General features: G+C 63.4%; 11 protein-coding genes. 8 read left to right on the top strand and 3 right to left on the bottom strand.

The window, feature by feature from the left end; genetic code table 11:
- From FJZ36_14180 to FJZ36_14170, 3 genes are all read left to right on the top strand, one after another.
- A partial coding sequence (locus tag FJZ36_14180; GenBank protein MBM3216052.1) for a hypothetical protein occupies nt 1-877 on the top strand: 877 nt, incomplete at its 5' end.
- Between the two features lie 23 nt (nt 878-900).
- Nucleotides 901-3825, top strand: coding sequence for a UPF0182 family protein (locus tag FJZ36_14175; protein MBM3216051.1), 2925 nt, complete (start codon nt 901-903; stop codon nt 3823-3825).
- A gap of 134 nt (nt 3826-3959) precedes the next feature.
- Entirely contained in the window at nt 3960-4244 is a 285-nt protein-coding gene (locus FJZ36_14170; GenBank protein MBM3216050.1) for an HU family DNA-binding protein, read from the top strand.
- Between the two features lie 67 nt (nt 4245-4311).
- Here FJZ36_14170 and FJZ36_14165 read toward each other — a convergent pair whose 3' ends face one another.
- Nucleotides 4312-5235, bottom strand: coding sequence for a hypothetical protein (locus FJZ36_14165; GenBank protein MBM3216049.1), 924 nt, complete (start codon nt 5233-5235; stop codon nt 4312-4314).
- 12 nt (nt 5236-5247) lie between these two features.
- Nucleotides 5248-6231 (bottom strand): tRNA dihydrouridine synthase DusB, encoded by a 984-nt coding sequence (gene dusB, locus FJZ36_14160; GenBank protein MBM3216048.1) that lies wholly within the window; start codon nt 6229-6231, stop codon nt 5248-5250.
- A gap of 265 nt (nt 6232-6496) precedes the next feature.
- On the opposite strand from dusB, the gene cysK reads away from it, so the two are divergent.
- The 5 genes from cysK (at nt 6497) to FJZ36_14135 (ending at nt 12972) form a co-directional block, all read left to right on the top strand.
- On the top strand, nt 6497-7456 hold the full coding sequence (gene cysK, locus FJZ36_14155; GenBank protein MBM3216047.1) for a cysteine synthase A: 960 nt from the start codon (nt 6497-6499) through the stop codon (nt 7454-7456).
- Between the two features lie 122 nt (nt 7457-7578).
- On the top strand, nt 7579-8865 hold the full coding sequence (locus FJZ36_14150; GenBank protein ID MBM3216046.1) for an O-acetylhomoserine aminocarboxypropyltransferase/cysteine synthase: 1287 nt from the start codon (nt 7579-7581) through the stop codon (nt 8863-8865).
- 66 nt (nt 8866-8931) lie between these two features.
- Nucleotides 8932-10692, top strand: coding sequence for a homoserine O-acetyltransferase (locus FJZ36_14145; protein ID MBM3216045.1), 1761 nt, complete (start codon nt 8932-8934; stop codon nt 10690-10692).
- A gap of 134 nt (nt 10693-10826) precedes the next feature.
- Nucleotides 10827-12014 (top strand): pyridoxal phosphate-dependent aminotransferase, encoded by a 1188-nt coding sequence (locus FJZ36_14140; GenBank protein MBM3216044.1) that lies wholly within the window; start codon nt 10827-10829, stop codon nt 12012-12014.
- A 19-nt stretch (nt 12015-12033) separates the two neighbouring features.
- Nucleotides 12034-12972 (top strand): phytanoyl-CoA dioxygenase family protein, encoded by a 939-nt coding sequence (locus FJZ36_14135; GenBank protein MBM3216043.1) that lies wholly within the window; start codon nt 12034-12036, stop codon nt 12970-12972.
- Between the two features lie 594 nt (nt 12973-13566).
- Here FJZ36_14135 and FJZ36_14130 read toward each other — a convergent pair.
- Nucleotides 13567-14137, bottom strand: a 571-nt coding sequence (locus tag FJZ36_14130) for a hypothetical protein (protein ID MBM3216042.1), incomplete at its 5' end; no start/stop codon positions are given.

The raw sequence follows: 14137 nt of genomic DNA, 5'->3' as shown, positions 1-14137 counted from the left end.
ACCGGTGTCCGTGGGCGCGCCGGATGTCGGTCTTGGCAGCCTGTGGAACCGATCCGGTATCGCGTTCTCGGTTGGGGCGGGAAGTCACACGGCGTTCCACGCGACGGGCCCGGGAAGGGACAGAGCGTCGGAGCGCGAGTGGTCTGTCGTCGCAGGAGCTGCGAGGCGTCTGGGCGCTTCCACGAACCTGTCCGCGAGCCTCGGTGCATGGCGCGGATCGCTGCCGCCATCATTCCTAGGGGTTCCCGGCGGAGCGAGCCCGTCGGTCGTGCCAGACGTCCGCGTTGCTCTGACGCACGATACGGTGGCAGGTGGGGGGTACAGCGAGCCGGTGTCCGGGACACATGCCGCCATCGCCGTGAACCAGACCGTCAGCGATGTCGTGAAGACGGCGACGTTCACGGGCGACCTCCGCCGGTACGTCCGCTTGGGCTCACGGACCGTCTTGGCGACGCGCTGGCTTGGGCAGTTGGGAACCGGCAGCACGCCGAGATCGGCGTATCTCGGCGGCAACACGACTCTGCGGGGGAGCGAGTTCGAGGAAGTCGTCGGCTCCCGGGTTGGTCACGGGTCGGTCGAGCTCCGCGTGCCTCTGCTCGATGACGTGGTGCTCGGATGGCCCGTGAAGCTCGGGCTGAGCAGCGTTCGGGCAGTGGGGTTCGTCGACGCCGCCGTCGCTTGGTCTCCCGAACGAGCGTTCCGACTATCGCGCGTCATCGACGGAGAGCGACAGCTCGATGCTCTCCACATCGACTATGGGTTCGGTCTGCGGCTCCACGTGGCGCAGATCCCGGTACAGCTGGATATCGCCCGTCAGGACCGAATGGCGTTCGTGAGTCCGTGGCGGGTGCGAATGGGCATCGGGAACGATTTCTAGCCGGACGAACAGGGAGATGGATCATGCAGCCTCGCACACGCCGGTACGCCATCGCCGCCGTCGTCGTGCTGTCCGTATGGGCTCTGGTGCGTGTGTGGACGAGCCTTGTGCCGGAGCTATGGTGGTTCGGCGCCGTATCGTCCGCGAGCGGATCAGACTATGCGGCGGTCTTCAAGACGATGCTCTGGACTCGAATCCTCGTCTTCCTCGCCGTCGCGACGACCCTCATCGTACTGGGCGTCGCCAACATCTGGATCGTGCACAGGCTCGCGCCCCACTCGCTGCACCGCATCGTCCGCAGCGCGACCCAGATCGATCTCGTCGAGATCGACCTTCGGGGCTTCCTGAGGCGCTTGCTCTACGGGTTGTCGGTGGCATTCAGCCTGCTGCTCGCCTATTCCGCCACGACACAGTGGGAGGTCGTTCAGCGGTTCATACACAGTTCGGGGATCGCGTTCCGAGACGCAGCGGGCGAGCCCATCGTCGATCCGCTGTTCGGCAACAACGTCGCGTTCTACCTGCTGCGCCTGCCCGTGCTCCAGTTCGTGAACGGCTGGCTCATGGCGGCGGCGCTGTCGCTGTCAGCGCTGATCACTGCACTGTACTTCTTCTACGGCGGGCTCATCAGCGCGCGTAACCACGTCGAGGTCAGCCGCCCCATCGGCGCGCACCTGGGAGCGATGTACGCGCTGACGTTCCTCCTCCTGGCGTGGCGACATTGGCTCGATCGATTCGAGCTCCTCTACACGCAACACGCCAAGTTCTTCGGAGCTGGCTATGTCGAGGTCCATGCGCGCCTTCCGGTGCTCTGGATTCTGGTCGTGCTGTGTGCAGTCACCGCCGTTGCGTATGTCGTCTCGATCATCCTTCGCAGGTCGGGACCTGCCTTGCTCCTGTCGGGGGTCTATCTGGGGACGCTGGTGGTCGCCGGCGGTGTCTATCCGCAGATCGTGTCGCAGTTCCGCGTGCGTCCGAACGAGCAGGACCTCCAGCGCGAGTACATCGGCGCGAACATCAAGATGACCCGCGCCGCGTTCGGACTGGACGACATCGTCGAGCACAGCTATGAGGGCGCCAGCGACTTCACGCTCGACGACGTCAGTACGCCCTCCATCGCCAGCAATGTCCGGTTGTGGGATCCGAGACCCCTGCTGGAGGTCTATCAGCAGTCTCAGGAACTCCGCCCCCAGTACGACTTTGCGGACGTCGATATCGACCGGTACGCGGTGGGCGATCTGAACCGACAGGTGCATGTGGCAGCGCGAGAGCTCGACGCATCCCAGTTGAGCGCTGGCGCGCAGACCTGGCTGAACCGCACGTTCAACTACACGCACGGTTACGGCGTCGTGGTCAGTCCTGTCAACGAAGTGGATGAGGGAAAGCCTCGCTATTACGCGAAGGATATTCCGCTGGCTTACGATCCTCAGTGGAACCATCCGGTATCTGAGACGCCAGGTCCTCGTATCTACTTCGGAGAGCGCACGGACCACTACGTCGTCGTAGACCCGACACAGGCGGAACCACGGGAGTTCGACTATCCGATCGAAGGGGAGAACTACGCCCGGTACACGTACCAAGGGCTTGGCGGCGTCCCGTTAGGGACCTATCTGCGCCGGCTGACGTACGCCGCACGGTTCGGGGAGTACAACCTCCTGCTCAGCAGCGAGATCGGTCGCGGAAGCCGGATCCTCTACCACCGCAACGTCCTCGAGCGAGCGGAGCGCATCGCGCCCTTCCTGCGATACGACGCAGACCCGTATCTCGTCGTCGCCAATGGGCGCGCCCAGTGGATCGTCGACGCCTACATGACGACCTACCGGTACCCGTACTCGCGCCCGCTGGAGGATTCCTACCGTCAGTTCATTCGACAGACCCGGGGTGACGCCGCCGCCGTGCGAGTGCTGCCACGGGGCGTTCCGTGGGGCAACTACGTTCGGAACTCCGTCAAGGTCGTCATCGACGCGTACGACGGCACGGTGACGTTCTATCGGCTCGATCAGGACCCGGCTCTCGGCGTGAGCGACCCGCTCCTCGAGAGCTACGGTCGCATGTTCCCGTCCCTGTTCCGCCCGTTCACCGAGATGCCGCCAGAGCTGCGGGCTCACGTGCGGTATCCGCGCATGCTCTTCTGGATCCAAGCGACGCAGCTCCAGGCATACCACATGACGAATCCAGATACCTTCTATCTGGAAGAGGACCTGTGGGACCTGAGCTGGGAGATCTACGAGGAGGAGAAGCTCCCGGTCGAGCCGTACTACGTGACGATGTCTCTGCCCGGCGAGAACCAGCCGAAGGGCGAGTTCCTGCTCATCTACCCGTTCACGCCGCGCGGTAAGTTGGTGATGAGCGCATGGATGGCGGCTCGTTGCGACTATTCGCCGGAAGCAGGGAGCCACCAGTACGGTCAGATCGTCCTGTACCGGTTTCCCAAGGGTGCGCAGATGTTCGGGCCCGAGCAGTGGGAATCGGAGTTCGGTGCCAACGCCGAGTTCTCCAACTGGAAGAAGGTGCAGAGCGCCGATGTCAAACGAGGCAATCTGATGCTGTTTCCGCTACCGGACGGCATCCTGGCGGTGGAGCCGATCTACCTCTTCTCGACGGCAGCTCCGATCCCCATGCTCCGACAGGTCATGGTCGGGTACGTCACCTACGGCTTGTCGGCGGGTCGGATTCGTTCCGTCATGGGCGAGAACCTCGCCGATGCCTTCTCGAAGCTGCTTGGCGATGGGATCGCCGTGGCGCCTACGGGCGATCAAGCGCCCGATGGCGCAGAACCCGCATCAACACTGGTTCCGCAGCCATCGGCGGCGACGCCAGGCGGCACGGCGTACGAGGTTTTCGAGCGCGCGCGCGACGCGTTGCGGCGTGAGGACTGGGCGGAATACGGTCGCCGCATGGAAGAACTCGGTCGAATGTTGAAACGGATGGACGCGAACGCGAGTAGATGATGGCGAAAGCCCAGCGTGGTGCGGGTTTGCACCGACTCGAGCTTGACACGCGGTAAGTCGATGCCTACGATCGTCTCAATGTCGTCGTCCGTGTCGAGACGACGAGGGTCTCAACAGAGGGAGGTACTCCTCAGATGACCAAGCAGGACCTCATCAACGCGGTTGCCGACGGCGCCGAGCTCTCCAAGAAGAAGAGCGGCGAAGTTGTCGACTGTCTGCTCGAAGCCGTCGGTGCGGCACTCGCCAAAGGCGACAAGGTCAGCCTGATCGGCTTTGGCACGTTCGAAGTCCGCAAGCGCGCCGCCCGCGAGGGTCGGAACCCCCAGACGAACAAGCCGATCAAGATCAAGGCGAAGACCGTCCCCGTGTTCCGCCCCGGCAAGGCGCTGCGCGACCGCGTCGACGCGAAGAAGAAGTAGCGCCGCCACTTCGGTGAGAGTTCCACCCCCCCGCGACGGAGTTGTTCCGCAGGCTCCGAGCGGGGGTTCATCGTGTTCGGTCGCGGGAAGCCGTCTTGTTGGGATGGACGGCGTAGATGTCGGACGTTCGGAACCGCCGGACGCGTGTGTTGACCATCGCCCGGACGTGGAGATCATCGCCCTGGACGACCATCGAGTCGATGGCATCCGGCAGGAAGAAGAGCACGCGCTGAGCCAGTCCCAGCAGTCCAGAGCTACGACCGCCGACGCCGTGGATCGACGCCAAGCCGAAGCCATCCGATCCGTAGACCACGTCGCCGTCGACCACAGACACGGTCGTGGGGCTTCCGCTCCGCCAGGGGCTGCGGTAGGAGATGGTGCGACCGACCCCGATACGGAGTGTGGCGTCGAGCACCTCCTTGGGGAACCGGTGGTCGTAGCTGCGACCATACAGCGCCACGAACCGGCATTGCAGGTTCGGGTCGGGGCGCGCGTCCGGGACGTAGGCGAACAGCTCCAGGTCATCGATCGGCATAGCGAGCCCGATGGAGAGGTCCAAGTCGCGCACGGCGCGCTGTACGATGCGTCCGTCCATGTAGAACAGCACGCCGGTCCGCCGCACCGTCCTGCCGACCAGAGCCAGAGCCTCTAGGATCGTCAACTCGTCGCGCGCGCAGGCGGCGAAGAACTCGCGCACGTCCTGCATCCGCATCTGGACGGCGGGAGCTCCGTTACCGCCGAGGAGGTCTGCGATGGTCGGGTCGACGCGGAGCGGTTGCTCTTCGTTGGACTTGCGTCTCAGGATGGCGACCACGTGCTCGCGGAACGTCGGATAGGGAGCCAACGCCGGGTCGGTGTGGGCGTCAGCGATCAGCGCATCAGCCAGTTGGCGCGCGCTCGTGGCACGCGGAGTCTGTCCCGACGCGACGGCTGCGCATGCCGTCGAGAGCAGCGCGATAAAGGCTAGTATCGATCGTCGGGGCTGTCGCATCGCTCGACCCGATCAACCCACCGTTCCAAGCTTATCCACCAGCGTCTGCCGGATTTCGTCCGGGTGCTCGAGCTGCATCAGCGCCATCCTCAGGTCGGAAGCATCTCGGAATCCGCTGACATACCCTCGCAGATGCTTCCTAGTCTGTTTGACGCCGCGTCGTCCCTTCAGGATGTATGCAAGTGACACATGGTCGAGATAGATGGCGATTCGCTCGTCTATCTCCGGCTCGGGCTCAGGCGTTCCGTGAGCCAGGATCGCGGCTGCCTGGCGGAAGACCCATGGCTTCCCGATGGCGCCACGACCGACCATGACCGCGTCGACACCCGTCTCCGCCAACATTCGGACGGCGTCGTCCGCCGACACGACATCGCCGTTCCCGATGATGGGAATGGACGCGGCTTCCTTCGCGCGACGCAACCATGCCCAGTCCGCGTTGCCCTTGAACATCTGCTGGCGCGTTCGGGCGTGGATCGTCAGCGCCCGCATGCCGGCACGCTCCATGCGCGCGACCGTGTCGAGGATCGTGATGTCGCGGTCGTCCCACCCGAGACGCGTCTTGGCGGTGACCGGTATATCGAACGCGCGCGCGGCGTCTGCCACTGAGGCTGCCAGTTCTTCCATCAGGTCTGGGAACCGCAGCAGTCCCGATCCAGCGCACGAGCGCCGGTCGCCGCCTGCCACACGCTTCACCGGACAACCGAAGTTGATGTCGATGATATCGGGCTGCAACGATGCCGCAGCGACCGCCGCCTTCGACATGCTATCTGCCCGGTTCCCGTAGACCTGGATTCCGATGGGACGCTCGTCCTCGCTGAACGCGAGCTTGGGCTTCATCGCAGGGATATTGCGGACGATGGCTTCGGCGGGCACGAACTCGGTGTAGACGACTACCGCACCCATCCGCTTGCAGATGAGGCGGAACGCCTGATCCGTCACGTCCTCCATCGGGGCGAGTAGAACACCGCGCTCGATGTGCAGCTTGCCCAAGTTCATCCCGGTGCTCCAGTGTCGATACCGTGTCCATAAACGATAGACCGCCGTCGCGAGTCCATCAAGCAGATCGACACGAGGATAATCAGACCTATTCGGTCGGGATTACGCTCTCATGGCGATATTACTTGACGCAATCTATCGACAATTGCTAAGCTTGGTTCCGGCAGGAGCTTGCAGCGCGGGACGAGGAGAACAACGGCTGGAACCGCGATCCACGAGCGTGGCAACGACCCGCGATCTCAACGCGAACGAGAAGGAGACACGAATGCCCGGTGTGTACGGCGACAACTCGCTGGCTATCGGCAACACGCCGCTCGTCCGTCTAAACCGGATCACGGACGGGGCGAAAGCCACGGTCCTTGGCAAGATCGAGGGAAGGAACCCCTCGTACAGCGTCAAGTGCCGCATCGGTGCGTCGATGATCTGGGACGCTGAAAAGAGCGGGCGGATCGGGGATCACACCGAGATCATCGAACCGACCAGCGGAAATACAGGCATCGGACTGGCATTCGTGTGCGCCGCGCGCGGGTATCGGCTCACGCTGACGATGCCTGAGACGATGAGCCTCGAGCGTCGGCGCGTGCTCGAGTTCTTCGGTGCGAACCTGATCCTGACGCCGGGCCCAGAAGGCATGTCCGGCGCGGTTCGGCGCGCGACGGAGCTCGCCGAGAGCGACCCGGATCGGTACTTCATGCCCCAGCAGTTCAAGAATCCGTCGAATCCTGCGATCCACGAACAGACGACGGGGCCCGAGATCTGGCAGGACACCGACGGCGCGGTCGATGTGTTCGTCTCCGGCATCGGGACGGGTGGGACGATCACGGGCGTCTCGCGGTTCATCAAGCACACCCAAGGGAAGCCGATCGTGTCGATCGGCATCGAGCCGGCCAACAGCCCGATCCTGACGCAGCATCTGTCCGGTCAGCCGCTGAAGCCGGGCCCGCACAAGGTGCAGGGCATCGGCGCAGGCTTCATCCCAGACACGCTCGACCTGTCGGTGGTGGACCAGGTGGAGCTGATCGAGGACGGCGAGGCGGTCGCGATGGCGCGGCGCTTGGCGAGGGAAGAGGGCATCCTCTGCGGGATCTCATCGGGCGCTGCGGCGGCGGTCGCGGCTAGGGTGGCTCGGCGCCCGGAGTTCGAGGGCAAGACGATGGTGGTCGTCCTGCCCGACGCCGGGGAGCGCTACCTGTCGAGCGTGCTGTTCCAGGACTCCCCGGCGTAGAGCGTGCGTTCGTGCTGCGAACCCCTATCAGGGAGGCGATGAGAGCCTATTGAGGCGTTCGGTCTGTCGATAGCGTCGACGCAATGCCACACGAACCGACGAGAACGAAGGCTGGAAACATAATGAGCGATCTCGGAGTATCGACCATCGCGTTGCACGGAGGGCAGTCCCCCGATCCCGCGACGAACGCGCGCGCCGTTCCGATCTACCAGACGACCAGTTACGTCTTCGACTCGACGGACCATGCGGCGAACCTGTTCGCCCTCCGCGAGTTCGGGAACATCTACACGCGGCTAATGAACCCGACGACCGACGTGTGGGAGAAGCGCATCGCCGCGCTCGAAGGGGGGTCCGGCGCGCTCGGAACTTCGAGCGGCATGGCGGCGATCATGCTGGCGATCACGAACGTCGCTCAGGTCGGGGACCATATCATCACGTCGGCATCGCTTTACGGCGGAACCGAGACGTTCTTCCGCTACACGCTGCCACGCTTCGGCATCGAGACGACGTACATCGACGACATGACGCCGGATAGGGTGAAAGCCGCCATCAAGCCGAACACCAAGCTGGTCTTCGGCGAGTCTATCGGGAACCCGAAGGGCGACGTGCTCGACCTTCAAGGGATCGCGGATGCGGCGCACGCCGAGGGCGTGCCGTTCTTCATCGACAACACCTTTGCGCCGGTTCTGTGCAAGGTGTTCGACTACGGCGTGGACATCTCGATCCATTCATGCACGAAGTGGATCGGCGGACACGGCACGTCCATCGGCGGCGTCATCGTGGACAGCGGCAAGTTCGACTGGTCCACCGGTCGGTTCCCCGAATTCACGACGCCCGATCCGAGCTACCATGGCATCGTGTATTGGGACGCTCTCGGGAACGTGCCGGGGATGGGGAACGTCGCGTTCATCATCAAGGCGCGGGTCCAGGGCATGCGGAACATGGGCATGTGCGCGAGCCCGTTCAACGCGTTCCTGTTTCTTCAGGGACTGGAGACGCTGCCGCTCCGCATCCAGGCGCACAGCGCGAATGCCCTGGCGCTTGCCCACTGGCTGAAGGCTCACCCGAAGGTCGCGTGGGTCAACTACACCGGCTTGGAGGAGCATCCGTACCACGCGCAGGCGAAGCGCTACCTCAAGGGCGGGTTCGGGTCGGTGTTCGGGTTCGGCATCCGCGGAGGGTATGAGGCGGCGCGCAAGTTCATCGACTCGGTGAAGATGGCGAGCCATCTCGCCAACGTCGGCGACGCCAAGACGCTCGTGCTGCATCCTGCGTCGACGAGCCACTCGCAGTTGTCCGAGGAAGCTCAGCGCGCCTGCGGTCTCAGCCCCGAGTTCGTCCGCGTGTCGGTCGGTCTAGAGAACGTGGAAGACATTCAGGCGGACTTCGACCAGGCGTTCAACGCCTAGTCCAGTCTCGGCTACTCCCGCGTCCGCGGAGCTCGTGAATGGCGCTCCGCGGACGCCTGGCGCGCGATGGATATCACACTCGTCCAGACCGAGTTCCTGACGCTGTCACTGCCTGCTGACGGGTTCGAGCTCGTCAACGGCGAACGGCTCCATGAGATCACCATCGCCTATGAGGCGTACGGAATCCTCAACGAGGATCGGTCCAACGCGATCCTCATCTGCCACGCGCTGACGGGCGACGCGCACGCCGCCTTCCGTCACACGCCGGACGACCGACACCCCGGATGGTGGGACACGCTGATCGGGCCCGGGAAGGGCATCGACACCGACCGCTTCTATATCATCTGCCCGAATATCCTCGGAGGATGCAAGGGCACGACGGGTCCGAGCTCGGTGAACCCGGTCACGGGTCGGCGGTACGGCACGGACTTCCCCCTCGTCAGCGTGCGCGACACGGTCCGAGTGGAACGCCTCTTCCTCGAACAGCTCGGTATTCGGGAGCTCTACGGCGTTGCCGGAGGCTCCCTTGGCGGGATGCGAGCCCTGGAATGGGCGGTCGCCTACCCGGAGTTCGTCCGACGCTGCCTTTGCATCGCGTCGTCGGCGAACCTGACGCCGCAAGCGCTTGCGTGGGACATCATCGGACGGGAGGAGATCGAGTCGGACCCCAACTTCCGGGGTGGGCACTACTACGACGACGATGCCCAGCCGCACGAAGGGCTCTCGAGCGCGCGCAAGATCGGTCATGTGACGTACCTGTCGGCGATGTCGATGGAGCGCAAGTTCGGACGGGAGCTCCAACCGGGACCAGCCACGGAGGGCGTGAGCAAGTTCAGCACGAGCTTTCAGGTCGAGTTCTACCTGGATCATCAGGGCGAAGCGTTCATACGCCGATTCGACGCCAACTCGTACCTGTATATCAGCCGGATGATGGACCTCTACGACCTGGAGGCGGAACACGGCGACCTGCGTTCGGCGCTGAGGCAGACGCAATCGCGGTTCCTCGTCGTGTCGATCACGTCGGACTGGCTGTTCCCGCCGTCCCAGCAGTTGGAGATCGTGTCGGCTCTCCTGGCTGAGCGCAAGCAGGTCAGTTACTTCCAGATGGACTCGCCCTATGGTCACGACGCGTTCCTGCTGGAGAGCGAGGAGCTCTCCGAGGGCGTCTTCGCGTTCCTGAACGGCACGGCGCCGGAGCCCTCAGAGGAACCGCTGAACCGCCGCGACTTTGAGGTCATCCGCGACATGATCCCGTCGGATGCCCACGTGTTGGACGTGGGCAGCGGCGATGGCAGCCTGATGCTCGCCTTGCAGCGGTCCAAGGGCGTTACGGGTGTCTGTGTGGATTATCAGTTCGCCAAGGTGGTGCGCTGCATGCGCAAAGGTCTGAGCGCTCTGCAGCTCGACGCCGACACCAGCCTGGGCATCATCTCGACGGACGCGTTCGACGTAGCGCTCCTGAACCAGACGATCCAACAGCTTCACAGCGCGCTGGGAACGATGAAGCAGATACTGCGCATCGCGCCGACGGGGGTCGTCGGGTTCCCCAACTTCGCATGGCATCGTCATCGCGCCTCACTGTTCTTCCGCGGCAAGCTGCCCAAGTCGCCGTCGCTGCCCTACGAGTGGTACGACACGCCGAACATCCACGTCGTTACGGTCCGGGACTTCATCGAGCTCTGCAATCGAAACGCAATACGAATCGTGCGCCTGGAGTGCAGTTCGGACAGCCGCCTCGGGCGCGCCATGCTGGCGCTCGGTTTCCGCAATCTGGGCGCCGAGCGAGGGCTGGTCCAGATCGCCCGAGCCGAGGGCGGTTCGACGTGACGCTGCCCGCGTCGTCGTTGACTTTTCGTCTCGCAGAACGATATCGTTCCAGTTGACTACCGGCGCGTCGTCCCACCGACGCAGCCGTCCCGGCGGCACGTGTTTCCACATCCGTGGCTCGGAGGGTCGCGACGATGCTATCTCTGTCCCGAAAGGCGCTACGAGTCGAGCCATCCGCAACGTTAGCCATCGACGCGAAGTACAAGCAGATGCTCGCCGACGGCGAGGACGTTGTCGGCTTCGGCGCGGGCGAACCGGACTTCGACACGCCCGACGCGATCAAGGACGCCGCGAAGAAGGCGCTCGACGCGGGGTTCACCAAGTACACGCCGGCGTCCGGCACGCCGGAGCTCAAGCAGGCAATCGTCGAGAAGTTCCAGCGCGACCAAGGGCTCACCTACAAGCCCGGTCAGGTGATCGTCTCGTGCGGCGGCAAGCACGTCCTCTACAACATCTTCCAGGCGATCTGCGACCCTGGTGACGAAGTCATCTTCGCCGCCCCCTACTGGGTCAGCTACATCGAGATGGTGAAGCTCGCGGACGGGACGCCCATCGTCCTGCCGACGACCGCCGACGACAACTACACGATGACGGCGGATTCCATCCGCGCCGCTGTGACCCCACGCACGACGGCGATCATCGTCAACAGTCCGAGCAATCCGACGGGCACGATGTACTCGAAGGAGCAGCTCGAAGCGATTGCCGACCTCGCGCTGGAGAAGCAGTTCTACGTCATCACCGACGAGATCTATGAAGCGCTGCTCTACGACGGAGCCGCGTTCCACTCCATCTCCAACCTGCGACCGGGCATGCAGGACTTGGCGATCATCGTGAACGGATGCTCGAAGGCGTACTCGATGACCGGCTGGCGGATCGGCTACGCGGCGGGCCCGGCGGACGTCATCAAGGCGATGGGAGACATCCAGAGCCACAGCACGTCTAACCCGACGTCAATCGCCCAGAAGGCGGCATATGCTGCTCTGACAGGCTCCCAGGAGCCGGTCGAGACGATGCGCGTCGCGTTCGAGAAACGGCGCGACCTCATCTGCGACCTGCTCGACGCGATCCCCGGCGTCACCTACGCGCGTCCGCAAGGCGCGTTCTACGTGTTCCCGGACGTGTCGGCGCACTACGGTCGGACGCTCGGCGGCAAGAAGATCGCCGACTCGTTCGCGATGGCGGACTACCTCCTTGCAGACGGCAAGGTGGCTGTCGTCCCCGGCGGAGCGTTCGGTGACGACAAGTGCTTCCGGCTCTCGTTCGCCACGTCCGAGGAGAAGATTGAGAAGGGCTTGACACGTATCCGTCAGGCGCTCGCCTGACACGACATAGGGCTCAACTGTGGCATACGTACCGGCGGCGGAGGCACGAGATGATCGCCATCAGGTGGCGGTCGAGGACTATCGGCACTATCACGCCCAGGGGTTCCTCATCGTCCGAGGGCTCGTCCCGGACGCGGACGTCCAGGCGATGCTCGAGCACGGCATGGGTATCCTCGACGGGAGCGTGTCCCTGCCGAACGTCCCAACTCCGCCGCCGGGGGCGACGCGCGACGAACTCCTCCGCCGCTTCTCGCGCATCCACATGCTCCACCGCACCGACGCGATGCACGAGCAGTACCTGCTCCACCCGAAGATCCTAGACGTCCAGGAGGCGTTGATCGGGCCCGACGTTCTCTGCCTCCAGACGATGCTCTTCTTCAACGCGCCGGGCATGGGCGGTCAGGGATGGCATCAGGACTCAGCCTACATCACCGTCTACCCCGACACGCTGAACGGCGCTTGGCTGGCGCTGGATCGCGCGGACGAGGAGAACGGCTGCCTGTGGGTCGTGCCGGGTTCTCACCACGAGCCGATCTACCCGCCCGGCGGAGAGAGCCGTGTCCACGCGGCGGGAGCCTTTTCCGATCTGGAGCGAGTTGACCACATCAGCCACCTCGACGACGAGGTGAACACGCTGACGCGCGTCGTGCGCAAGTATGCGCCTGCGATCCCCGTCGTGCTGGATCCGGGCGATGTCGTCTTCTTCGACGGGCACCTGCTCCACCGCTCGCACCCGAATCGCGCCGAATCCCGATGGCGACGCGCCTTCGTGTGCCACTACTCAAACGCCCGCTCGTGGGTTCCGTGGAACCATGGAGCGCCCTACGAGGGCGAAACCGCCAACTACCTGCACATCCTCGGGCGAGGAACGACCCACCTGCCCTACTCGGATCGCCACTTCCCAGCACTCGGAACCAGGACGAGCTCTCGCAGCAGGCGCAAGCGTACGTCGGCGTAGCTCGCGGCGGTGGGCAGCACCACGCATGTCGTGTCGGCGTTCACGACCCAGGTTTCGTCGCGTCTTGGGTACGGCGGCGGCTGGTTGCGCTGTCAGGTGCGATGACTGGAGCGGGAAACGGGATTCGAACCCGCGACCCTCAGCTTGGGAAGTTTACGGCACAGGTTTGAACCGGTTGTATCTGAATCGCATGCGTTTAGTGCTGGTGCGGGTTTGCGCCATATGCGACTTCGAACCGTTGTGCGCCGTTTCGACCCATTTTGAAAGGGTTGTTTCCCCAGGATTACCCCCATCGATACGACCGCTCTACGCGATCTGTCCTACCACACAGGTTGCACGGGAAACGCATCAAGCGCACCTGCTCCCGAAGCAGGCAGCCATCCTTCGGAACGGTTCGGGATAGTTCGGTTTGTTCAGTATTTATGCAGGTTTGGCGGTATGGCGCTTCAGGATGATTCGCCCCGTTTCGGGGCGGTTTTGGATGGTCTATGACACCAAAATGACACCGCTGATTGCCAATTCTTGGTTGAATCAGTTCCGATACGACAATCGAACGGCTGAAGTCAGTGACCGCCAAACTCCGGATTTGCTCTGCTACGAAAAGAACAGGCGTTGATACCAATCGAACTGCTCATCACAGTACGCTGCATCTTCTATAAGGTCTGCGCCCTCGTGGCGTAACTTTCTGTTCCTTCTCGCCTCTCCGGAGAATGACAAGAGATTGAAGCTACCTCCAAACGTGAATCGGTTATCGCAAATCAACCGTTTCTCATGGCTCCGCTGTAGGTCCCGATAGATGAAGCACTCAGGAAACTCGTTCTTCAATCTTTTGAAGACATTTTCGGCTTCGAGCCAGCCTGGTTGCGCTCGTTGGTCCTCGCCACGCCGACTTTCTTTATCGAAACCGTAGCCTATCCAGACGCGCACGCCTCGATTGAGAGCGTTCCTCAAACTCGTTTCAAATTGCTCATTGACAACGTCCGATGAGATAAAACCTGAAAGGATTAGGAGACGTTCGCGCGCTGTTTCGATTGCCTCTCTGAATTTTGCACGAATCTCGGGCGTCCAAAGAAACTTAACCTTTCGTGAGTCGCGTTCTGCCGCGATCTGGGCATTTTCTCGTTCGAGGAATCGGATCCGTTCGGCTTGTACGTGACGAGTATCA

The organism is Candidatus Poribacteria bacterium (assembly GCA_016866785.1).
GTDB lineage: Bacteria > Poribacteria > WGA-4E.
This window is presented reverse-complemented; position numbering and strand designations above follow the sequence as displayed.